Below are 22,608 nucleotides of genomic sequence, written 5' to 3' on the forward strand. Positions count from 1 at the left end.
TGCCCGCACACCGCGCGTTGCACGAGTGACGCCAGGCACGAGCAGGGCAGACGCATTGCCCCGGAGCGCATGCGGTGGTGCTCGGCAGCGCACCGAGGGAGGGGCCGTACCCGGCGTTCGCTCTCGGGCAAGGCCCCGTGCGCTGAAGGGCACAATCCGGTGCACCACCGCCTCTAGCCTCCTCACGGACATCCGAGGAGCGGCAAGGAGAGCCATGAGCGTGAGCGAGCAGGTCGATGTGGTCGTCCTGGGTCTGGGTCCCGGCGGCGAGTACGTCGCGGGCACGCTGGCCGAGGCCGGACTGGATGTGGTGGGGATCGAGAAGGAGCTCGTCGGAGGCGAGTGCCCGTACTGGGGGTGCGTACCCAGCAAGATGATGATCCGGGCCGGGAACCTGCTCGCCGAGGCGGGCCGTGTGTCCTCCCTCGCCGGTGGAGCGGAGGTGACCCCCGACTGGGGCCGGGTCGCCGGACGTATCCGGGGCGAGGCCACCGACGACTGGAACGACCAGATCGCTGCCGACCGCCTCGCGGCGAAGGGCGGCCGACTCGTACGCGGAACGGGACGGCTCACCGGGCCACGCCAGGTGACGGTCGGACCGCGCACGTTCCGGGCCCGACGCGGTGTCGTACTGGCCACGGGCTCCCGGCCGCGGATTCCCACGGTTCCGGGCCTTGCGGCGACCCCGTACTGGACCAACCGGGACGCCATGGCGACCAGGGAGCTGCCGACCTCGATGCTCGTGCTCGGAGGGGGCGCCATCGGCGTGGAACTCGCCCAGGTCTTCGCCCGCTTCCGCTGCGCGGTCACCGTCGTCGAGGGACAGGACCGGCTGCTGTCGCAGGAGGAACCGGAAGCCGGGGAGCTCGCCGAAAAGGTCCTGCGTGCCGACGGCGTCACCGTGCTCACCTCGGCCCGGGCCCGACAGGTCGGCCATGACGGCACCGGATTCGTCGTCCATCTGGAAGGCGAAGGAGAGCCGCTGCGAGCCGAACGGCTGCTCGTCGCGACCGGGCGCCACGCCGACCTCGCCGCGCTGTCCGTCGAGGCGGCGGGTCTCGACCCTTCGGCTCGAACCGTGCGCACGGACGGGCAGATGCGGGCCGGGGAAGGGCTCTGGGCCATCGGTGACATCACCGGCGACGGCAGCTTCACGCATGTCTCGATGTATCAGGCGGAGATCGCCGTACGGGACATCCTCGGGCGTCCCGGTCCCGACGCTGACTACCGGGCACTGCCCCGGGTCACCTTCACCGACCCCGAGATCGCGGCCGTGGGACTCACGGAGCGGCAGGCGCGCGACCAGCGCCTGCGGGTGCGCACCAGCCTGCTGCCGATCGCCTCCTCCACACGTGGCTGGATCCACGGGCGCGGCAACGAGGGGTTCATCAAGCTGATCGAGGATGCCGACCGGGGCGTGCTGATCGGGGCGACCTCGGCGGGACCGGCGGGAGGCGAGGTGTTGTACGGGCTGAACGTCGCCGTCCATGCAGAGATACCGGTCGAGCGTCTCCAGCACATGATCTACGCCTATCCCACCTTCCACCGGACCGTGGAAGCCGCTCTGGGAGCCCTGCGCTGAGCACCGTGCTCGGTCGAACCCCGGTCAACCGCACCGGACCACCACCTCGTTGGAACTCCTCTTCGACCTGTGCTTCGTCATCGCGGTGGCGCAGGCGTCCGCGAGCCTGAGCGCAGCGGTGTCCGGCGGGCACTACGCCACCGGTGCCCTGCACTTCGCGCTGGTCTTCTTCACGCTCTGGTGGGCGTGGATGAACTTCACGTGGTTCGCTTCCGCCTACGACCCGGACGACGTCCCCTACCGGTTGGCGGTGCTGCTCCAGATCACGGGGTCCAGATGGGGGGGCGTCCTCGCACCCGGCGGGGGGAGACCAGGTAGGGGCCCACCCACTTGCGGGAGTAGCCGCTCGGGTCGTCCTGGTCGGGATACGTGCGCCGGTGGGGGCGTACGAACCACTGGTGGCGGTAGACGCGGCCGGCGGTGTCCGGGCCCCACCGTCGTCGTCGGGCGGGCCGGACCTCCTCGGACTGCCACAGGCCGCGCCGGGCGTCGGTGGGCCGGCGGATCAGCAGCAGGGAGCCCAGCAGTGTCCGGATCACCCTCAGCTGGTCGTCGTTGACGCGGTCGGCGCCCACCCCGTACCGGTCCCTGCTCGTGGACACCGAACGGTGGTTTGGATCAGGACCGTTGGCGCGCCGCGGGACGGCGACCCTCGTGATGGCGAACTGCACCAGTCGACTCGCGGAGGTGCCACGTTCGCGGCCACTCAGTCGAGACAGAACTCGTTGCCCTCGATGTCCTGCATCCCGAGGCACGACTCGTTGAAGCCATCGGCAAGCAGCAGTTGCCCGCGTACCGCGCCGAGCGCGACCAGTCGTGCGCACTCGGCCTCAAGTGCGGCCACGCGCTCTTCACCCACGAGCCCGGTGCCGACCCGCACGTCAAGATGCAGCCGATTCTTGACGACCTTGCCTTCGGGAACGCGCTGGAAGAACAGTCGCGGGCCCACACCTGAGGGATCAATGCAGGCGAACGCCGAACCCTGACGCTCAGGCGGCAGCGAGCGATCGAAATCGTCCCAAGTAGCAAACCCCTCCGGTGGCGGCGGTACGACGTACCCCAACACCTCACACCAGAAACGAGCGACGCGCTCAGGTTCTGCGCAGTCGAAGGTGATTTGGAACTGCTTGATCGACGTCATCGGTCCATCGTAGAGGCGGGGTCTTTCGTCGTCTCCACGGACCCGCCCCTGGCTGGGTTGTGGCGCATGCGGCCAACTCTTGGCGATGAGTGGGACCTTGAGCCGTGGGACGACGATCCTGACAGCGCCCCACTGGAGGAGGTCCTGGCGGACTTCGGGAACGTCGCATGCGCGCGGGTGAGTTGTAGCCACGCCCCAGTACGACGAAGGAGCGTACGGGAGGCAACCCGCCCGTGCTCAGCGTCGGCGGTCGCCCGGCGCGAGCAGGCTGGTGACTTCGGCGATCGCCTCCGGGGAGGGGTGGAAATACCTCCGCACGTTCTCCGCCTTCTTGTGCCGGGACTTCGCCATCAGCCTGAGCAGGCTCGTCCCAGCCTCGCCGAGGTGGGTCAGGCCGGAGTGCCGCCACTCATGCAGATCCCATGTGGTGGAGGAACCGGCCGCCGTGCCCGCCCCGCAGCCGGAACGGGCCGGCCGGGACGGCGGCGCCGAGGTGCGGCCGACCCGGCCCTGACCGGGGCCGGATACCGGCTCCCCGACGCATGCCGTCCTCAGTGGCAGCCACGGACAGCTGCCACCGCTGTCACTTCTCGTCGTCCTCCGCTCGGCGCTCGCCCTCCGCCTGTGACGGCTGGGTGCGCGTCGCCTCGGGGTGCCGCTGCTCGGCCGGATCCATGTCCTCTTCCAGCCGCTCGCCCTCGGCCTGCGACGGAGTCGGGTACTCCTCGTACTGCCTCATGGCCGCCTCCACAAGATCACAACGAGTGCATACAATCGGAATGAGTGCATACAAAACGAGCGTAACGCTTCGGCCGGTCGGCGGCCCGGGCTGCGGGTGCCGCCCGGGCCGCCGCCGACCGCGGGCCATGCCGCACTGCGGGCCTGCGCTCGGCGGAGGAGGAGAGGGAACCGGACTCCGGCCTCCCTCTTCGCCCTCTGCTTGGGCAAGTACGCAGATGGAGGCCCACGGACGCAGTCCTGGAAGGTTGGCCCCTCGCGATCTTCAGCGGACCGAGCAGGTCCATGCGGCGAACCCGAGCTCTGCCGACGGAGGCCTCAACACCACTGCGTCCCCGAAACCTGGTTCCGCGGGGTTCAATGCGCACTCTCCGGCAGTAGCCGCCGGTCAGGCCGGCTGTGCGTACCTCGTGGCGAGCCGCCGCAGAGCGAGCATGCCCCCGATGCCGGGGATGACCGAGAGTGCGGTGGCCGTCCGGTCCGGGCCGGCCTCGCGGGCCGCCGCGATGATGACGATCAGATAGGCGCAGCCGTGCAGGGGGCCGATCGCCGAGGCAACGGCCTGCAAGTGCAGCACGCTGACATTGATCAGCAGGACCGCCAGGGAGGCGAGTTCGGCGGGTGCGGTGCCCCGTAGGAGTCTGCTCGGTCGGTTCATGGTCAGGCTCCTGTGGTGGATCCGGGGCGGACGATCATCAGGACGGTCACGGTGGCCCACAGCAGGTTGAACACCCCTGTGTACATTGCCAGTTGGCCCGCGACCCGGCGGACGGCCGTGGCATCGTGGGTCGCGTCCGTGCCGTCGAGGGCGGCGAGTACGGAGCTCTGCCGCGGCAGCACGAGTGCGGCGAGTACGGCCGCGGCGGCCACGGTCAGCGCGATCGACGTCATGAGCCATGGGCTGCCCAGCACACGCAGGCTGTTGGCGGTCGCCAGCCCGAACACCGGTACTGCGACGGCGATCACGGCGTAGACCCGGCAGATACGGTGCAGGGTCCGCACCGTGGCGAGCGCCGCCGCATCGTCGGGTGTGGCCAGGGCGCGTCGGGCAGAGGGCGGGAACATGCTGGCAGCCACGGTCACGGGACCGATGGTGATGATGGCCGCCAGGACGTGGACGGTGAGGAGAAATTTCGTCATGAGGGTTCCGGAGGCTCCAGCTAGGCGGCGGTGTCGCGGCGACCGGTGACCTTGGTGGCGGGCAGCCGGCCGGCCTTGGCCGTGCCGGTCAGCTCGTCGCCGTGGACAGCAACGTCGAAGGAGAGATGGAGGCGCATCGGCCGGGTGATCGACTGCCTCCAGGTCAGCCGGTCGGCGGCCTGGAGCGTGAGATCGGACAGCGGCACCTCCTCCGCCTCGCCCGTGGCGACGCCCCGCAGTGCGCCGCCCTCGCTGAACAGCCGCAGTACGGCCTGCTGCTGGCCGATCGGAGTGGCAATGACGATGTTCCAGATACCTTCGACAGACATGGGGTGCGCTTTCTCAAGTGCTCGGGAGCTGGCGTTCGGGGGGACGTCAGAAGCCGGCGGGAACCGGGCCGGTGGCGCGCCAGACGGTGCCCCGGCGCTCGTGGGCGAAGAGCTGCTCGACGGCGCGAGCGATGCGGGGGCCCAGTTCGCGCTCCAGCAGGTACAGGGCGAGGTCCAGACCGGAGGTGACGCCCGCGCCGGTCACCAGGTCGCCGTCGTCGACAACGCGGGCGTCGATCGCGACCACGCCGGTGGCGTCCAACAGGTCGAGACCCAAGTGGTTGGTGGTCGCGTGCCGGCCGTCGATCAGCCCGGCCATGGCGAGGATCATGGAGCCGCCGCAGACCGTGGTCATGGTCAGGCCCGGACGTTCCAGGGCTTCCTTGAGCAAGGCCGGCAGTCCGGTCTGCAGGGCACGGCCGAGCAGGACGGGGATGGAGTCCTCGTTCCCCGGGGCGTCAGGGTCGGAGGGGTCACCGAGGGGGCCCGCCGCTCCCGGCACCAGGACCAAGTCCGCGCGTTGCGGGTCGAGTGCGGCGACGGCTCGCAGCGAAAGCACTCCCGCGCCGCTGGGCACCTCGCGCGGACCTTCGGCCGAGACCAGCTCGACCTGTAGCGCACCCGCCGCGGCCATCCCGCCGGCGAACAGCACCTCGTACGGGGCGATGACATCCAGTGGGTCGAAGCCGTCGAACAGCACGATCTGGCACAGCATCGGAACGAGTCCCTTTCTGGTGGATCCGGTGGAGTAGTGCCCCCATGTGGAGCGCAGACACCGACGCTAGTCACCGGCCGGACGACCCAGTAGTGGCTGAAATGCCAGAACCCAACGGATTATGGCCAAGCGAGCCGAAAGGCCTCTCACCTGCGCAGAAAAGGCAGAGGGTGTCCGGAATCGGCTGGCCGAGGCCTGGCGTCCTTCTATGGTTGAGCCATGCATACCGTGGCCGTCCTCGCCCTCGACGGAGTCATCCCCTTCGACCTGTCCACCCCGATCGAGGTGTTCGAACGAACCCGGCGCCCCGATGGCCGCCCCGCCTACCGCGTCCGCGTGTGCGCGCCCACCGAAGACATCGACGCCGGGGCATTCACCCTGCGCGCACACTGGTCGCTGGACACGCTGGCCGAGGCGGACACGATCATCCTTCCCGGCATCGCCGACCCCGCCGCTCCCGTCCCTGACGAAGTCATCGACGCGCTGCGACAGGCTGCCGCCCGGGGCACCAGACTCGCCTCCATCTGTACGGGCGCCTTCGTCCTGGCCGCCACCGGACTCCTCGACGGCCACCGGGCCACCACCCACTGGGCCGCCGCCGCACAGTTCGCCGCCCGCCACCCCGCCATCGACGTAGACCCGGATGTGCTCTACGTGGACAACGGGCAGCTGCTCACCTCGGCCGGAGCCGCCGCCGGGCTGGACCTGTGCCTGCACCTGATCAGGTGCGACCTGGGCTCGGCCGTGGCCGCCGACGCGGCCCGCCTGTCCGTCATGCCGCTGGAACGGGAGGGCGGCCAGGCCCAGTTCATCGTCCACGAGCACCCGCCTGCCCCCCGCGGCTCGGTGCTGGAACCCCTCCTCCGGTGGATGGAGGACAACGCCCGCCAGGACCTCACCCTCGACGACCTCGCCTCGCAGGCCGGCATGAGCGTCCGCACCCTGAACCGACGCTTCCGCGAACAGACCGGCACCTCACCGCTCCAGTGGCTGCACCGGGCCAGGGTCCGCCAGGCCCAGTACCTGCTGGAGACCACCACCCACCCCGTCGACCGGATCGCACTGCAAGTCGGCTTCGGCTCACCCACCGCCTTCCGGGACCGTTTCAAGCGCCTGATCGGCACCAGCCCCCACGCCTATCGGCGCGCCTTCCAAGGGACGTGACCCTGGCCCACCAACTCCCGGACGCCGGGGTCAGCGTCCGAGTTGATGTCAGTCCTGGATCTGGATGGCGACGGCCGGACAGACGGCCGTGGCTTGGTGAACGTCGTCGGCACGCTGAGCGGGCGGCTCGGGGTTGAGGAGGACGACGATCCCGTCCTCCTCCCGCTGGTCGAACACCTCCGGCGCGAGCAGCACACACTGGCCTGCGCCGCAGCACCTGTCCTGGTCAACGGATACGTGCATGGATGCCTCTCTGTCTCTCGGCGCGGGGTATGCCGAGTGCAGACAGGGGGCGCCTGCACCGGTTCCCCGGCGCGCATGTTCTCGGAGTGCCGGATTCAGCTGCCGAGGCCGGGGGGCGAAGGCCGTCTCCAGCGAGCCGTCTCCGGCAGGCCGTCACCGGCGGCCATCACCGGCAGCGTGTGACCGGGGCCCTCCACAGTCCGACGATCGCGTCGATCAGGCCCGTGGCGGCGTCATGCCAGCTGGAGCGTGGGGTGGAGGTGTTCTCGGCAAGGGCGCGTTCACGCTCGGCGCAGGTGTGCACGATCAGCTGGCGGGCCATCGCACCCCGCTCGACGTGGACGTCGGCCGGAAGTTCGGGCAGGCACCGGTTCAGCCCTTCCAGCGTCTGCCGCAGCGCCGGGGAGGTGAGCGACTCTTCGGCCATGATGTCCTGCAGCGCCGGGTCGGTCATCACCTGGGCACAGAACCGTGCGAACCAGGTGGGGCTGCCCACCGATGCCAGATGTTCGGTGGTGGGCCGCACCAGGCAGGCCACCCAGTCCCCCAGCTCCGACGAGTCGCCGGTCTCGGCGAGCATCCGCACGCGTGCCTGCTCGATCCGCTCGGTGTGTTTCCGGGTGATCGCACGCACCAGGTCGGTTTTGGTGCCGAAGTGGTAACCGACCGCGGCGTTGTTGCCCTGCTCCGCCGCTTCGCTGACCTGGCGGTTGGACACCGCATAGACACCGCGCTCGGCGAACAGCCGCTCCGCGGCCTCAAGGATCCGCTCTCTGGTCTCGCTGACCTGCTCGGCCCGCGCCGTCCTGCCTGCCATGATCACCACCTGACCGGGACTTCACTCAACCCTCCGACGACCAGTCCCTCAAGCCGACGCAGGCCTTCCGCCGCGACGGCGAGTTCCAGCGAGGGAAGCCGGCGCANAGGCCTTCCGCCGCGACGGCGAGTTCCAGCGAGGGAAGCCGGCGCAGGAGCACCTCCAGAACGACCTGCAGTTCGGTGCGGGCCAGCGCCTGACCCAGGCATGAATGAGCCCCGGCACCGAACGCCAGATGAGCGTTCGGACTGCGGCCGAGGACCATCTCCTCGGCGCCGCCGAAAGCACTCTCGTCCCGGTTGGCCGCAGCCATACTGCACACCACGGTGGTTCCGCGCGGCAGCACGGTTCCGGCCACCTCGGCATCTTCGCCGATATAGCGCGGCATACCGAATCCCGGGTTGGCGTCAAAGCGCAGCGCCTCCTCCACCGCCGAACGCACCAGCGACCGGTCCTGCACCAGCTGCTCCCAGCGCCGCCGGTCTGCCAGCAGCATGGCCACCATCTTGCCGATCATGTTGGCCGTCGTCTCGTGCCCGGCGATCAGCAGCGCCTGACCGGTGGCCACCAGTTCCCGATCGGACAGTCCGCCGCCCTGGGCATCCGCGGAGTCCAGAAGGGAACTGAGCAGATCGTCGCTGGGCCGGGTCCGCTTCGCGGCGATGTGGCCGCTCATGTAGTCGGCGAACTCGCTCTGTGCCGCTGCGACTTCTTCCTGTGTGTAGCGGGTCAGGTTGAGCATGGTGTCGGACCAGTAGGCGAACTTGTCCCGGTCCGAGTCCGGCACGCCCAGCAGGTCGCAGATCACCCACACCGGCAGCGGGAACGCCAGCGCGGCCTTGAGGTCGGCGGGATGTCCGCGGTCGAGCATGTCGTCGATGAGCTGCTCGGTCATCGCTTCGATTCCGGGGCGCAGGGCGGACATGCGCTTGGCGGTGAACCACTTCACCACTGCCCGGCGCCACCGCTGATGTTCTTCGCCCGCCTGGGGGATCGTCGTGGCAAGGGAGTCGTTGAACACTCCCCCGGAGTCGCTGTCCGAGATCCGGGCCGCGTCGTCGGCGTTCAGGAGCCGGGTGAAGCGGGGGTCGGACAGCACCTGCTTGACGTCGTCGTACCTGGTCAGCAGGGACGCGCTGTCGCCGCTGGGCAAAGTCACCGTCGCCACCGGGCACTGCTGCCGGAGCCGCGCCCACTCTGCCGGCGGCTCCAAGGCCGTCGTGCTGGGAATCGGGTAGTTCAGCGCCTGCTGCCCGTCGCTGTGCTCCATCGCTGCCTCCTCGGTTCGGCCGTCCCTGAAGATCAGGCAACCTCGTCCGCCAAGTTAAGTCAAGCAACTGATTTAATTTTGGCCGAGAGCGTCACACCCCTGCCGGACGGAGGCTTTACCGCGCCCGAAGCCCCTTCCCCGCCCGCCAGGGTCGTGCCACAGACGAACGCTGTGGTGGCAGTTCCGGCCCTGGCCGGGATCGTGGTCGCCCTGATGCAGACCCTGGCGATCCCGCTGCTCCCGGAACTCCCCCGACTGCTGAACGCCTCGGCCTCCGACGCCACCTGGGCAGTCACGCCACCCTGCTGGCGGGGGCCGTCGCCACGCCGGTCACGGGCCGGCTGGGAGACATGTACTGGGCTGGCGGCCTCACTCCGGGCCTGTTTGCGGCAGCCGCTCTCGTGCTCACGCTGTGGGGACGGTGGGAGCTGCGGGCCGCGCAGCCACCGGCATCGGCAGCGCCACCAGCGGCGGCATCCGATCCGCGCGAAATTGATGTCGTTCACCGGTCACATTCCTGCGGCGCGGCACGTCATGGCAGTGAGGAACGCATGACACCCGGCCGGAGCAGGCCCGCACCGGCAACCGCGTGATCGGAGCACTACTGATGTCCACCACCTACGTTGTCGTCACCGTCCTGGCCGCCGCCATGGCGGGCTTCTCGGCCGCCTCCCTCTTCTTCCGGGCCAAGTGGGTCGTGCAGCCCTTGGCCGACTACGACATCCCCCGCTCGTGGTGGCCCTGGCTCGGTACCGCCAAAGCCGCAGGAGCGGCGGGCCTGCTGGTCGGCCTGATCCTGCCGGTTGTCGGCGTCATGGCCGGGATCGGCCTGGTGCTGTATTTCGCCGGTGCTGTCGTCACCGTCGTCCGGGCGCGCTGGTACTCGCACATTCCGTTCCCGCTGCTGTACGCGGCGCCGGTGGTCGGCGCCTTGGTGCTCGGGTTCACCGCCTGAGCAGCGTCCCGGCCCCGTAAACCGGAGCGAAGAACCTGCCGGTGAGCTACTCCCCGAAGAAGCTCGGGTTCTTCCAGGATCCCGAAAGTAGGCGCCTGAATCGGGCTTTGCCCGTCAGGCGCCCTTCGCGTTGTTCACGCGCGCTTCCTCCGGAGTCCCACGTATGCGACGAACGGTGGGACTCACTGCACTCACTGGACTCGCTCCCTTCCTGAAACTTCTCACTGTGCGGGTTCCGTGCACCGTGACCGACGCGTACTCACCGGTGCGAGTGACCTTGTGCTCCGGTTGGCGTCGGTGCTTCTGCGGGGCGGCCGATTCGGTGCTGGGCTGGCGTCACAAGCCGTGCACCGGCTGCCTTTGGTGTGCCCTTGTGCCTCTTCCGCATCAACTTCCGCATCGGTGTGCCAGGAGCCGAATTCGCCTGCGTGCGAAGCCGCCCGACGCTCCTCAAGCACTCGAAGTTCCCGTCAAGGAGAGAAGTGACCACTATCTCAGCGCGCCCTACGGCTGCCCCGGAAATCGAGCAGCTTCCGGAACCGCCACTGCGCAGATCCAGGGAAATCCAGGGCAACATCCTGGCCGCGTTCAACAAGGACTACATGGCGTTCCGCTATGTGCGCTTCCCCGACGACAAGGGCGCGGGTGGCCGCGGCTGGCTGTCCGTCATGCTGAACACCGTCTCGGTGACCGCCGCGGTCGAGGACTTCAATGAGGAGTTCTCGCTTTCCCGCCGGGCCTATGGCCAGGATCCGTCCATCACTGCCACCTGGGTCGGGGTGTCCTTAACTTTCGAGGGCCTGGTCCAGGTCGCCCGCGAGCCCGAAAAGGTGAAACAGGATCTGACGCCGTTCGGATCGTTCATGACGGGCGCGGCCGGAATGGCGGCAAGCCTCGCCGACGACGGTACGAGCGCCCCCGAGAACTGGCTCTTCGGCTCGGACCGGACCGGCGTACACGCCGTACTGATCGTCGCCGCGGACACGGAGGAGGCGCTCAACGAAAAGCTCAAGAACATCACCGCAGCGGATTCGGCGCACGGTGTGACGCTGGTCCATCAGGATGACGGCCGCACCCTGACCGGCGACCTGCGCGGGCACGAGCACTTCGGGTACAAGGACGGCATCTCCCAGCCAGGAGTCAAGGAATTCCACCGCGAGGACCGGGACAACCCCGGTTTCCGGGAGAACCGCGCGGGGGCCGTCCTGGTCGAGCCCGGTGAATTCGTCTTCGGTCACAAGAGTGAGAGCGGAAACCCGCCTGAGGGACCCAAGTGGCTGGACAACGGCTCTCTTCAGGTGGTGCGCCGGCTGCGGCAGGACGTCGCCGGCTGGAATGACGCAGTGGTACGCGAGGCGGGCAAGTTCCGGCCGAGCGGCATCTCCCCCGAGCTGCTGGGCGCGTGCCTGGTCGGTCGGATGAAAGACGGCACGCCCCTCGCGCAGGGCGAAAACCCGGTGACCGGGGTCGGTCCCGGGCGCAACGACTTCACCTACGAGAACGACGGGCCGGGGAAACAGACCCCGTGCGCCGCGCATATCCGCAGAACGACTCCCCGCCACTTCGAGCCCACCCAGCGTCACCGCATCATGCGCCGCGGCATTCCGTACGGTCCCGCGTACACGGGGGGCAATGACGACACGGACCGCGGCCTGATGTTTGTGTGCTACGGCACCTCGATCGAGCGACAGTTCGAGTTCGTACAGCGGGTCTGGTCGAACAACCCCAATTTCGTGCCCGGAACGAGTGGTGCGCCCAACGGTATCGACAAGGTGACCGGCACCATCAAACAGGGCGATCCCGGCAGCCCGGATGCCCACATCGTGCTGGCCGACGGCCAGGAGGGCACCGTGTCGATGGACCGGTTCGTGCGGACCACCGGTGCGGTGTACGCCTTCACGCCCTCCATCACCACCCTGCGGCGGCTCGCCGCGAACCAGTCCCTGCACGAGGAGGCCTGAGCCGCCATGGACGACACCCGCCATGACATCCGCGGTGAGCACACCGGAGTCGAGCGCGCCAACGAGAAGACCTATCAGCAGCTCGCCCGCGAACTCCTGCTGGTCGGCCCCGAGCCGGCCAATGAAGACCTCAAGCTGCGCTACCTCGATGTTCTGATCGACAAGGGGCTGGAACGTCCCGTCGCGTCCAAGCGCATCCTGATCGTCGGAGCCGGCATCGCCGGCCTGGTCGCCGGCGATCTGCTGACCCGCGCCGGACACGATGTGACGATCCTGGAAGCCAACGCCAACCGGGTCGGCGGCCGGATCAAGACCTTCCACGCCAAGAAGGGCGAGCCACAGCCCTTCACCGACCCCGCGCAGTACGCGGAAGCCGGGGCGATGCGCCTGCCCAGCTTCCATCCGCTGACCCTGGCGCTGATCGACAAACTCGGCCTGAAGCGGCGGCTGTTCTTCAACGTCGACATCGATCCGACGACGGGTAATCAGACTGCCCCCGTACCGCCGGTGGTCTACAAGTCGTTCAAGGACGGCAAGATCTGGACGAACGGCGACCCCAGTCCCGAGTTCCGGGAGCCGGACAAGCGCAACCACGCCTGGATCCGCACCAACCGCGCGCAGGCACGGCGCGGCCAGTACGCCAAGGACCCGTCCCAGCTCAACGAGGGCTTCCACCTCACCGGCTGCGAGTCGCGGCTGACCGTCGCCGAGATGGTCAACCAGGCCCTGGAGCCGGTGCGCGACTACTACTCCGTACTCCAGAGCAACGGGAAGCGGATCAACAAGCCCTTCAAGGAGTGGCTGGACGGCTGGGCCGGGGTCGTCCGCGACTTCGACGGCTATTCGATGGGCCGCTTCCTGCGCGAGTACGCCGGGTTCAGCGATGAGGCCATCGAGGCGATCGGCACGATCGAGAACATGACCTCGCGGCTGCACCTGGCGTTCTTCCACAGCTTCCTGGGCCGCAGCGACATCGACCCCACCGCCACGTACTGGGAGATCGAGGGCGGCAGCCGGAAGCTTCCGGAGGCGCTCGCCAAGGATCTGCGGGACCAGATCGTGATGGGCCAGCGGATGGTCCGGCTGGAGTACTACGACCCGGGCCGCGACGGCCATCACGGCGGGCTCGCCGGACCGGGCGGCCCCGCCGTCGCCATCCAGACCGTGCCCGAGGGCGACCCGTACGGAGAGGTGCAGACCTGGACCGGTGACCTGGCGATCGTCACCATCCCCTTCTCCAGCCTGCGGTTCACCACCGTGACCCCGCCGTTCTCGTACAAGAAGCGCCGCGCCGTCATCGAGACGCACTACGACCAGGCCACCAAGGTGCTCCTGGAATTCTCGCGCCGCTGGTGGGAGTTCACCGAGGAGGACTGGAAGCGGGAGCTCGACGCCATCGCGCCCGGTCTGTACGAGTACTACCAGCAGTGGGGCGAGGACGACGCCGAGGCCGCGGTGGCCATGCCGCAGAGCCTGCGGGACCTGCCCACCGGACTGCTCGGCGCCCACCCGAGCGTGGACGAGAAGGAGATCAGCCAGAAGCAGGTGGAGTACTACCGCAACTCCTCACTGCGCGGCGGTGTGCGGCCGGCCACCAACGCCTACGGCGGCGGCTCCGCCACCGACAACCCCAACCGCTTCATGTACTACCCCTCCCACCCCGTCCCCGGCAGCCCCGGAGGCGTGGTGCTGGCCGGCTACTCCTGGTCGGACGACGCCGCGCGCTGGGACTCCTTCGAGGACGCCGAGCGCTACGGCTACGCCCTGCGCAACCTCCAGTCGGTGCACGGCCGCCGTATCGAGGTCTTCTACACCGGTGCCGGCCAGACCCAGAGCTGGCTGCGCGACCCGTACGCCTGCGGTGAGGCCGCCGTCTACACCCCGCATCAGATGACCAGCTTCCACCTTGATGTGGTGCGGGCCGAGGGGCCGGTGCACTTCGCCGGTGAGCATGTGTCGCTCAAGCACGCGTGGATCGAGGGAGCGGTGGAGACGGCCGTACGTGCCGCCATCGCCGTCAACGAGGCTCCCGCGGTGGACGAGAGCGCCATTGCCGCGCGGGCCGCGGCGCCCCGCGAGCGCCGGTTCGCCGCCGCATCGCCGGACCAGCCGCGAGAGGACGTGCTGACGTCATGACCACATCCCAGACCTGCACCGTGGCCGAGTACCTTGCCCTCAGGCTGGAAGAGCTCGGCATCACCCATCTGTTCGGCGTTCCGGGCGACCACCTGGGCCCGTTTCTGACGACCCTGCACGAGAAGACCAAGGTGCGCTGGGTGGGCAACCCCACCGAGGGAGGCGCCGGCCAGGCCGCGGACGCGTATGCGCGGGTGAAGGTCGCCGACGCGGAGATCGCGCTCGGCGAGCAGGGCATCGGCGCGGTCGCGGTCACCTACAGCGTGGGCGCGTTCAACCTGCTCAATGCGATCGGCGGCGCCTTCGCCGAGTACGTACCGCTGATCGCCATCAACGCCGCTCCCTCGTACGAGCAGTGGCTCAACCAGCAGGCGATCGGCCTGCTCACGTCGCACATGTCCCAGCGCCCGACCAGCAACCTGGACGTCTACCGCCAGGTGACGGTGGACGCCCAGGCCATCTCCAACCCGGGCCTGGCCCCCATCCAGATCGACAGCGCGATCATCGCGTGCCTCTCCCACCGCCGGCCGGTCTATCTGGAGGTCATGGAGGACGTCTGGGGGGCGCGGTGTCCGGCACCGCACGGTCGTCTGACGCGGCGGGAGCGGCCCGTAACGGAGCGGAACAAGCGCCTGCTGGAGGAGGCGGTCACCGCGACCGTGGACCTCATCCGGCGCTACAGCAACCCGATCCTGTGGGCCGGCGAGGAGATCGACCGCTTCCGGCTGTCCGACGAGTTCGAGAAGCTGGTACGCGACACCCGCATCCCGTTCTGCACCACCATCGGCGCCAAGTCCGTCGTCTCGGAGTACACCCCGGGCTTCTCCGGGGTCTACAACGGCAAGGCCAGCAATCCGGATGTGGCCGAGGTCTTCCACAACGCGGGCTGCCGCATCGGGCTGGGATCGTGGGCGACCTCGAAGAACCTCGGCGGCAAGCGGTCGATCGGCGACGACTGGGCGGTCGCCGCCCATGAAGGTGTACGTGTCGGCGCCTCGTACTTCCCCGATGTACAGCTCGCCGAGTTCATCCCCGCGCTACGGGAACGCCTGGTCGCCGAGTTCGGAAGCGGTGCCTTCGCCGCGGACTACTTCGCCCGTGCGCATGACGAGGGCCTCGACGTCCCTGACAGCACCGCCGCTTACCTGGACTCCCAGACCGGCGGGCCGTACCCGGAGAGCATGACGTACGACAGCTTCTTCCGGCATATCAACGCCTTCCTCGAATCGCAGACCAGCGAGCCCCCGGGCGAGCGCAGCAACCCGTTCACCGTGGTGTGCGACGCCGCGTTCGCGCTGATCGGCTCGATGAATCTGCGGATGGCGGAGCGCGCCTCGTACGTGGCGCAGAACAGCTGGCTGTCCATCGGCTACTCGGTCGGCGCGGCCACCGGGGTGGCGCTCGGCCGGCGCCATGCGGGAAAGCGCCCGATGGTCTTCGTCGGCGACGGCTCGTTCCAGGAGACGTGCCAGGAGATGTCCACCCATGTGCGGCACGGTCTGCGCCCGGTGGTGTTCGTCCTGGACAACGAGGCCTTCTACGGCATCGAGCAGATGCTCGTCCACCCCTGCTACTACCAGGACGGGAGACCCCGCTCCGACGGCGCCGAGTTCTACAACGAACTGCACCCCTGGCGGTACGAGAAGCTCGCGGAGGTCTTCGGCTCCACCAAGCACCCGATGAACGGCTTCGCCGTCCGTAAGCACGACGAACTCGCCGCCCTGCTCAAGCGGATCGCCGAGCCCACCGACGCGATCAACCAGGGCCCGATCATCGTACGGGCGCAGTTCAAGCGGCACGACTATCCCGAGGCACTCAAGTACAAGATCGCCGAGAACTGTCCGCCGCCCGGCGGCGTACCGTCGGAAGGGAACGTGGGATGACCAGCGCGAAGAAACAGCGGTCCGCGGCGACGGGCACCACCGTCGACGGCTCCGCGAAGGCGCTCCGGCACGCCATGAGCGGTCTGTCCGGGCCGGAGGCCACCGGCTGGACCGGCACCGTACGGCCCGCCGGAACCCCGGGCGAGGGCGCGAAGGTACTGATCCTGGGCGCCGGTGTCGCGGGCCTGACGGCCGCCTACGAACTGAGCATGCTCGGCTATCGGGTCACCGTCCTGGAAGCACAGGATCGCGTGGGCGGGCGCAACCGCACCGCGCGCAGGGGCGACAAGCTCCACGAGATCGATGATCACGGTGCCGTCACCCGCACGCACACCTGCGCATTCGACGACGGCCTGTACCTCAACCTCGGGCCCGGCCGGATCCCGTACCACCACCGCCGGGTGCTCAAGTACTGCCGTGACTTCGGGGTGGAGCTGGAGCCGTACGTCATGGAGACCACGGCGAACCGCGTCCGCCCGCCGCATGCCGAGGTGACCTGGGCCAACCGGCGGGTGGCGAACGACACCCGCGGCCACCTCGCGGCCAAGCTCGCCGAGACGCTGGTCAGCACGGACACCTTCACGGGTGAACTCCGCGATCTGTTGCGGGTGTTCGGCGCGCTCGACGCGAACGGCAAGTACCGCGGCTCCACCCGCTCCGGTTATCTGGACAGACCCGAGATCGAGGAGTGGCCCGTACCGGCCCCGGCGCTGTCCTTCGAGGACCTGGTGAACTCGGGCTTCTGGAAGGCCCGTTTCTACCAGCCGGTCGACTATCTGTGGCAGGCCACGATGTTCCAGCCGGTCGGCGGCATGGACCACATCGTCAAGGCGCTGGCACGCGAGGCCAAACGGGCCGGCGCGAAATTCGTGCTGGGCGCCGAGGTCCGTGAGATCGGGATCGATCCGCGCGGCCTCGGGGTCACCCTCACGTACCGCAAGGGCGACGACGAGTTCCATGAGGACGCCCGCTACTGCGTCAGCAACATCCCGGTCCCGGTGCTCCGCAAGATCAAGCTGAACCATTTCTCGGACCCCTTCGAGCAGGCGATCCGCCTCGTGGAATTCGAGAAGACCTGCAAGGTCGGCTGGCAGGCGAACCGCCGCTTCTGGGAGGGCGACCTCGGCGGAATGGACGACACCGAGGGGATCTACGGCGGCATCAGCTGGACCGGCCACAACATCACCCAGCTGTGGTACCCGTCCAACGACTACTTCTCCGACAAGGGGACCCTGACCGGCGCCTACAACTTCGAGGACGCGGCCGACACCCTCGGGAAGCTCTCTCCGGACAAACGCCTGCGGCTGGCCCGCGACGGCGCCATCGAGCTGCACCCGGAATTCGCGGACAGAAAGCTCGTACCCGATGAGAAGGGCGTCTCCATCGCCTGGCACAAAGTGCCCTACCAACTGGGTGGATGGGCAGCGTGGAAGCCGGAGAAGGAAAGCCACAAGAAGGCGTACAAGCAACTGCTCCAGCCCGAGGGCACCGACGCGTTCTTCGTCACCGGCGACCAGATCTCGCCCCTGCCCGGCTGGCAGGAGGGCGCCATGATGTCGGCCCACTACGTCGTCCAGCAGATCCTGGGCATCATGCCCCTGAGCGCGCCCGAGGAGATCGCCGTACCCGACTCGGTCGCGCTGACGCAGGGTCTGTTCTGAGGGGTTGCGATGGCTCCGACGAGTTCCGATGCGGTCTGACGGGCTCTGGCGAGTTCTGACCTGCCGGGGGGGGCGATTCCCCCGGCAGGGGGCCGGTTCGGCGGCACTTTCGGCGGCATCCGGTTTCGGCACTAACCAGGATGCGGTCATGGCCGACCCGGCCCCTCCCTCGGCTTTTGTGCGATCCGTTGGCAGTAGCGCCCGGCCTCAAAGACCGTGGGTCAAGAAGGCGTTGGAGCAACTGTCCGCTTGATCTGCACCGCCCAGACGAGAAGTGCCGCGGCCGCGACGGAGACAACCGCTGTAAACATTCCGGCGCGGATGGAGAAATGCGTGGTCACCGTGCTCGACAGCAAGGCACCCAGGGGAACACCGAGACCGGAGGAAAACGTTCTTCTGGTCGTGTTCACCCGGCTCTGCATTTCCGGAGGAGTGACCTCCTGCGAATAGTTCATGGTGTTCACCAGGACCATGAGATAGACGGTTCCCCACAAGGTGATGGCCACGAGAGCGATGCGCCAGTCCGTCGTCATCACGACCAACAGACCGAGCAGGGACCCGAGCGGCAGCGCGACGAGCAGCAACTGGAAGGCGCCGATGCGTCGCCGCACCCTCGGCAGCACGAGGGATCCCCCGATTCCGCCGGCGCTCCAGGCCGTGTAGAGCAGACCGATCCGTGGATCCGAGTCGTGGAGCCCCAGACCGCTGCCCGCGAAGACGACGAGTTGCCCGACGATGGCCCCGCCGGAGATCGACTGCAAGGTGCCGACGACCGTCATGGTGCGCAGCGTCGGGAGCCCCCAGAGGAAGCGGAGACCCTCCTTGATCGACTTTCGGTAGCCGGGCCACTTGGCCGCCGGCCTGCTGCTCTGCGGCGCGCGAGGGCCGATGCCCCTGATGAAGAAGGCGGAGGCGAGGAAGGTCACGGCGTCGAGGGCGATGGTGCCGGCCGGCTGCACGGCGGCGATCAGTGCGCCGGCGGCCGCCGTGCCGGCGATGCGCACGGCCGTCGAGGACCCGTAGAGCAGGCTGTTGGCCCGGGCGATATTTTCCTTGCCGACGACCGCCGGAACGAGTCCGTAGACGCCTGCCTCGAAGAACAGGGCACCGCTGGACGACAGCAACGCGGCCGCGACGATATGCCAGGGGGTGAGGAATCCCAAGGCGGAAGCCAGCACGATGCTCGCCATGGAGAACGCACAGACCAGATCCGAAAGGGTCATAAGAAGGCGGCGATCGAATCGGTCCGCCACCACACCCGCGATAAGCCCGAAAAGTACATAGGGGATGGTTTCCGCCGCCGCCACCAGCGAGACCACTACCGGTGACTTCGTGACCTGATACGCCAGCACCGGCAATGCCACCATCGACATCGCCGAACCCAGTCCTGAAATGGTGCGGGAGATCCAGAAGAATCGAAATCCGGATAAGTTACGGAGTGAAGTCGCGGGAACCACAAGGGATTCATCGACGGTGGCCTGTTCAGAGGATTCAGCCATAAGGGTTTATAGGCAGATCTCTGAGCACGCGTCAACCCGCTACCGGCCCCGCTCGCCCCAGGGACTCATTCCACAGTTCTCAGAGCCGCGGAAAAGGATTCGGCGATGCCGGCGAGGTTCTGCGTCACCCGGGGAGGCGGTGCCGCGTCCGGCTCCACCGTGCAGCACTGCCCGGGCGCAGAGCCACGGAGAACGCTCGGCCGGGAAACCACTCCCGGCCGAGCGTCGGCACGAACTGTTCGCGGCCACGCACCCGTGATGCGTCACTGCACATCGGCGATCACGTGGTGCGCGATCACTCAGGCGGGAGGCAGCTTCCCGTGTCCGAAGAGCTTGCGTTCGTCGTGCAGGGCGAACGGCGTGGTCCTGAGGTCGACGATCTGGATGCCGAAGATCTTCAGTTGCAGCATCAGCTGGGTCTTCAGGTCGTAGCCCGCGCTGAGCGCCCACGCCGGGGTGCCGCCGCCGGTGGCCGCCGCGGCCCGTCCGGTGAGGTGGACGGACAGATCTCCGCCCACGCCCGCCGTGTCGTAGAGGAACACCTGGGCCTGCACGCCGACGCGGGCCGTCGCGGTGGCCGCGCCCTCGACCCGGGGAGCGGCGCCCTTGGTCTGCTGCTGCGCCTTGTGCAGCGGCTGCCACCCGTGCGCGCGGTCGTACTGCGCGCCGACGGCGAACGCACCGGAGGTGCGCTGATCGGCGTCGAGCACGATGCGCCCGCCCGCGGTGAAGCGGTAGGTGAAGGTGACCTCGGTGCTGACCACGACGGGGACGGGGCCCACCCAGAAGACGTGCCGCCCGGTGACCGCCGCCAGCGGCACCGCGACCTGCCCGGTGTCGGCGGTGCCACGCACCTTGCCGTGCACCTGCCATCCGTAGGCATAGGAGCCGCCGAGGCCGATGGCCGCGCGCTGCGGCAGCAGGTTCAGCCCGCCGCGCTTCTCGTACTGGAAGATCAGCTCGGGCCGGAACGTCACATCGCCGGACAGCCGGGCCGGAGACTTACCGGTCGCCTCCACACCCTTGGGCAGCGGCACATTGACGCCCAGCCGCAGGGTGGTGAGCGCCTTCGCCGCACCGGGCGTCAGCGCGCCGCGCGGAGAGGTGAGGGCCGCGCGCGTCCCGGTGTGGGTGAGCTGGGTACGCATCGCCCCGGAAGCGGAGGCAGACGCGGAGGCCGACGGGCTCGGCGAGACCTCGCCCTGGCCGTCACCGGCGGGAGCGCTCGCCCCGTCGGACGGCGTGCTCGCCCCGTCGGACGGCTCGGCCGGGCCGCCGGTGGACGGGTTGCGCACCGTGACGCCGGGCGAGAGCGGCTTGACGGTGAGTTCGCCGGTCCGCAACGCCGCGCGCTGGTCCACCTTCTGCTCGCCGAGCAGCTCCGAGAGTGTCGCGGGGACGGTGTTCACCCGGACCTCGCCGCCACGGGACCCGGTGACCTTGCCCACCTTGAACAGCGCACCGGAGGGGGCCTGCCGGCTGGGCGCGGCGGCGACGACATCACCCGTGCGCACGGTCTTGCCGGCGGACGGCTTCAGCACCGCCCGCTTGCTGTGGGCGTCGTACGACGAGAGCCGCACGGAGACCGAACGGTGGGAGCCGGCGGGCGCGTCGGAGGGCTTGGCGACGACGGCGCCGCCCTCGGGGCCGGCGGCTCCGTCACTGCCGTCCGGCACGGCGTCCGGGCTCGTGGACCCGGCGGCCCGTATACCGGCCGGGGACGTGCCGGCGCCGTCGGAGTCCGAGAGCAGTGCGTGGGTGCCGAGGGCGGCGGGGATGAGTACGCCGACCGCAGCGGCGGGCACCGCGATACGGCGCCAGGAAACAGCCATGGGATTCCTTGGTGATGGGGGGTGGCACGGGGAGGAAAAGCAGGGCCGCGTACCGAACGGCGGATGGATCCTGACGGCTGCTCAAAAGTCGTCCAAGATCGAACATCTGTAGGGGTTCGGGCGGCTTCCTCGTAGCATGGCGATGAATGATCGCTTTCGCTATGGGGAAAGACACCGAGTCGGGAGGGGACGGGTGGAGACTTCCACAACGGTGCCGGAGGCCGTCGCCGCGTTGCACGCCGGAATCGACCTCCTCACCGACGAGGTCGTTCACGACCTCAGGGCCCAACTCCCCTCCTACGCGGCGGTGTCGGCGGACGAGCTCCGGCCGCGGGTGGCGGCGTCGCTGCGCAACGGCCTGGCGCTGGTGCAGCGCTGGTCCGCCGAGGACCACCGGTCACCGCGGGGAGCCGGACGCGGCGGCCGGACGTACGACATCCCGGCCACGCATCTCGATGAAGTAACGGCCCTGACCCGCTCGTTGCCGGTCGAGGACATCATCACGGCCTACCGGATCGGAACGGACATCGTCTGGCGGCGGTTCGGCGAGGAGATGGCGGTCCGGCACGGCACCGCCGAGGACCTGCTGCCGATCGCCGAGACGCTCCGCGCCTGGGCCGACGCCAATACCCTGCACATCGTCCGCAGCTGCCGCGCCGGCCTCCAGCCGAGAGCGGTGACGGCGACGGACCACCGGCGGGCAGCGCTGGTCCGCGCGCTGCTGCTCGGCGAGGCACGGTGGGACGACCCCTCGCTCAGCGGCGTTGCGATGGACACCGGGCAGCCCGATGTCCGCCCGGCCGACGACTGCCGGGCCGACGGCCACCCCGATGACGGGGCGACGGACTGCGCATACGACCAGAACGTCCTGCGCCTCCCCTTCCGCGCGCGGCTGCCCGGCGTTCCCGGGCCCGATCCCGCCCCGCGCGTCCCCGCCCAGTCCCACTCCGGCTCCGACTCCGACTCCGATGACCGCGCCCTCGCCCGCACCATCGATCTGCTGCGCCCCTGGCTCGCCCTGGACACCGCGGGGAAGCCCCTGGTCACGACCGTGGACGGGGATGTGGCGGGGCTGCTGGTCGGACGTCCGGGCGGACTGTGCCACAGCCTGGTCGTGGGGCTGGGCGCCCCGGCGCCCGCGTCCGGACTCGCCAAGGAATTCACCCGGGCCACCCAGGCGCTCCGCGCCGCCGTCGGCTCCGGGCTCGTCGGCGCGTTCACCCGCGACGAACTGGGGCTGCGGGCCACGGTCGTGGCCATGCCGGACGTCGGCGAGCAGCTGGTACGTCTGCGCCTGGCGCCGCTGGCCGAACGGGGCGAGGACGGTGCCCAGTTGGAGGAGGCCGCGGCCGCCTACCTACGGCAGGGGCTGCGCCTGGAGGCCGCCGCGCGGACCCTCTACGTCCACCCCAACACCCTGCGCAACCGGCTGCGGCGCTTCGAGGAGATCACCGGAAGCAGCCTGCGCGACCCGGCCGATCTCGCGGAGATCTGGTGGGCGCTGACCCACCGTCTGATCCACGGTCCGGCGAGCTGAGGCGC

General features: G+C 69.1%; 19 protein-coding genes and 4 pseudogenes. 10 read left to right on the forward strand and 13 right to left on the reverse strand.

From position 1 onward, the window contains the following. The first annotated feature begins 214 nt into the window (after positions 1 to 214). Positions 215 to 1,582 (forward strand): FAD-dependent oxidoreductase, encoded by a 1,368-nt coding sequence (locus DY245_RS06040; RefSeq protein ID WP_181923539.1) that lies wholly within the window; start codon positions 215 to 217, stop codon positions 1,580 to 1,582. A gap of 85 nt (positions 1,583 to 1,667) precedes the next feature. Next, a pseudogene (locus DY245_RS48160) lies at positions 1,668 to 1,793 on the forward strand (low temperature requirement protein A); the annotation flags it as partial. Between the two features lie 52 nt (positions 1,794 to 1,845). Here DY245_RS48160 and DY245_RS45860 read toward each other — a convergent pair. From DY245_RS45860 to DY245_RS06075, 8 genes and pseudogenes are all read right to left on the reverse strand, one after another. After that, positions 1,846 to 2,184 (reverse strand): hypothetical protein, encoded by a 339-nt coding sequence (locus tag DY245_RS45860; protein ID WP_244942856.1) that lies wholly within the window; start codon positions 2,182 to 2,184, stop codon positions 1,846 to 1,848. 104 nt (positions 2,185 to 2,288) lie between these two features. After that, positions 2,289 to 2,723: a VOC family protein gene (locus DY245_RS06050; protein ID WP_128504313.1), complete on the reverse strand. Its 435-nt coding sequence runs from the start codon at positions 2,721 to 2,723 to the stop codon at positions 2,289 to 2,291. Positions 2,724 to 2,960: 237 nt separating this feature from the next. Then, positions 2,961 to 3,245, reverse strand: a pseudogene (locus tag DY245_RS06055) (site-specific integrase); the annotation flags it as partial. 61 nt (positions 3,246 to 3,306) lie between these two features. Then, positions 3,307 to 3,462 carry a hypothetical protein gene (locus tag DY245_RS44125; RefSeq protein ID WP_181923540.1) on the reverse strand — a complete coding sequence of 52 codons (156 nt, stop codon included), beginning with the start codon at positions 3,460 to 3,462 and terminating at the stop codon, positions 3,307 to 3,309. 387 nt (positions 3,463 to 3,849) lie between these two features. Further along, complete coding sequence (locus DY245_RS06060; protein WP_128504315.1) at positions 3,850 to 4,119, reverse strand: DUF3817 domain-containing protein; 270 nt, start codon at positions 4,117 to 4,119, stop codon at positions 3,850 to 3,852. A gap of 2 nt (positions 4,120 to 4,121) precedes the next feature. Continuing rightward, positions 4,122 to 4,601: a DUF2269 family protein gene (locus DY245_RS06065; protein WP_128504317.1), complete on the reverse strand. Its 480-nt coding sequence runs from the start codon at positions 4,599 to 4,601 to the stop codon at positions 4,122 to 4,124. Positions 4,602 to 4,621: 20 nt separating this feature from the next. Further along, positions 4,622 to 4,930: a hypothetical protein gene (locus DY245_RS06070; RefSeq protein ID WP_128504319.1), complete on the reverse strand. Its 309-nt coding sequence runs from the start codon at positions 4,928 to 4,930 to the stop codon at positions 4,622 to 4,624. 46 nt (positions 4,931 to 4,976) lie between these two features. Continuing rightward, positions 4,977 to 5,645 carry a DJ-1/PfpI family protein gene (locus DY245_RS06075; RefSeq protein WP_128504321.1) on the reverse strand — a complete coding sequence of 223 codons (669 nt, stop codon included), beginning with the start codon at positions 5,643 to 5,645 and terminating at the stop codon, positions 4,977 to 4,979. Between the two features lie 219 nt (positions 5,646 to 5,864). Between DY245_RS06075 and DY245_RS06080 the strand changes: the two genes are divergently transcribed. Beyond that, the gene (locus DY245_RS06080; protein WP_128504323.1) at positions 5,865 to 6,809 is read left to right on the forward strand and encodes a GlxA family transcriptional regulator; all 945 of its coding nucleotides are present in this window, start codon (positions 5,865 to 5,867) and stop codon (positions 6,807 to 6,809) included. Between the two features lie 48 nt (positions 6,810 to 6,857). On the opposite strand, the gene DY245_RS06085 is transcribed toward DY245_RS06080, so the two are convergent. The 3 genes and pseudogenes from DY245_RS06085 to DY245_RS06095 all read right to left on the reverse strand — a co-directional run. After that, positions 6,858 to 7,052 carry a ferredoxin gene (locus tag DY245_RS06085; protein ID WP_128504325.1) on the reverse strand — a complete coding sequence of 65 codons (195 nt, stop codon included), beginning with the start codon at positions 7,050 to 7,052 and terminating at the stop codon, positions 6,858 to 6,860. Between the two features lie 166 nt (positions 7,053 to 7,218). Next, positions 7,219 to 7,869 (reverse strand): TetR/AcrR family transcriptional regulator, encoded by a 651-nt coding sequence (locus DY245_RS06090; RefSeq protein WP_128504327.1) that lies wholly within the window; start codon positions 7,867 to 7,869, stop codon positions 7,219 to 7,221. A gap of 107 nt (positions 7,870 to 7,976) precedes the next feature. Continuing rightward, positions 7,977 to 9,139, reverse strand: a pseudogene (locus tag DY245_RS06095) (cytochrome P450); the annotation flags it as partial. Positions 9,140 to 9,310: 171 nt separating this feature from the next. On the opposite strand from DY245_RS06095, the pseudogene DY245_RS45865 reads away from it, so the two are divergent. From DY245_RS45865 to DY245_RS06125, 6 genes and pseudogenes are all read left to right on the forward strand, one after another. Next, positions 9,311 to 9,495: pseudogene (locus tag DY245_RS45865) on the forward strand (MFS transporter); the annotation flags it as partial. A gap of 251 nt (positions 9,496 to 9,746) precedes the next feature. Next, positions 9,747 to 10,094 (forward strand): DoxX family protein, encoded by a 348-nt coding sequence (locus tag DY245_RS06105; protein ID WP_128504329.1) that lies wholly within the window; start codon positions 9,747 to 9,749, stop codon positions 10,092 to 10,094. Positions 10,095 to 10,576: 482 nt separating this feature from the next. After that, positions 10,577 to 12,055: a Dyp-type peroxidase gene (locus tag DY245_RS06110; RefSeq protein ID WP_220377856.1), complete on the forward strand. Its 1,479-nt coding sequence runs from the start codon at positions 10,577 to 10,579 to the stop codon at positions 12,053 to 12,055. 6 nt (positions 12,056 to 12,061) lie between these two features. Then, positions 12,062 to 14,191 carry a flavin monoamine oxidase family protein gene (locus DY245_RS06115; RefSeq protein ID WP_128504331.1) on the forward strand — a complete coding sequence of 710 codons (2,130 nt, stop codon included), beginning with the start codon at positions 12,062 to 12,064 and terminating at the stop codon, positions 14,189 to 14,191. Next, positions 14,188 to 16,074 (forward strand): alpha-keto acid decarboxylase family protein, encoded by a 1,887-nt coding sequence (locus DY245_RS06120; protein ID WP_128504333.1) that lies wholly within the window; start codon positions 14,188 to 14,190, stop codon positions 16,072 to 16,074. Before DY245_RS06115 ends, DY245_RS06120 begins: the two co-directional genes overlap by 4 nt. Beyond that, positions 16,071 to 17,735 carry a flavin monoamine oxidase family protein gene (locus DY245_RS06125; RefSeq protein WP_128504335.1) on the forward strand — a complete coding sequence of 555 codons (1,665 nt, stop codon included), beginning with the start codon at positions 16,071 to 16,073 and terminating at the stop codon, positions 17,733 to 17,735. Before DY245_RS06120 ends, DY245_RS06125 begins: the two co-directional genes overlap by 4 nt. A 221-nt stretch (positions 17,736 to 17,956) precedes the next feature. Here the strand turns inward: DY245_RS06125 and DY245_RS06130 are convergent, their stop codons facing one another. Both DY245_RS06130 and DY245_RS06135 read right to left on the reverse strand, forming a co-directional pair. Beyond that, complete coding sequence (locus DY245_RS06130; protein WP_128504337.1) at positions 17,957 to 19,234, reverse strand: MFS transporter; 1,278 nt, start codon at positions 19,232 to 19,234, stop codon at positions 17,957 to 17,959. Between the two features lie 299 nt (positions 19,235 to 19,533). Continuing rightward, complete coding sequence (locus DY245_RS06135; RefSeq protein ID WP_128504339.1) at positions 19,534 to 21,066, reverse strand: hypothetical protein; 1,533 nt, start codon at positions 21,064 to 21,066, stop codon at positions 19,534 to 19,536. Positions 21,067 to 21,259: 193 nt separating this feature from the next. Between DY245_RS06135 and DY245_RS06140 the strand changes: the two genes are divergently transcribed. Next, positions 21,260 to 22,603 (forward strand): PucR family transcriptional regulator, encoded by a 1,344-nt coding sequence (locus DY245_RS06140; protein WP_244942853.1) that lies wholly within the window; start codon positions 21,260 to 21,262, stop codon positions 22,601 to 22,603. Positions 22,604 to 22,608: the final 5 nt, after the last annotated feature.

Origin of the sequence: Streptomyces inhibens, from assembly GCF_003389455.1 — a bacterium.
Lineage (GTDB): Bacteria > Actinomycetota > Actinomycetes > Streptomycetales > Streptomycetaceae > Streptomyces > Streptomyces inhibens.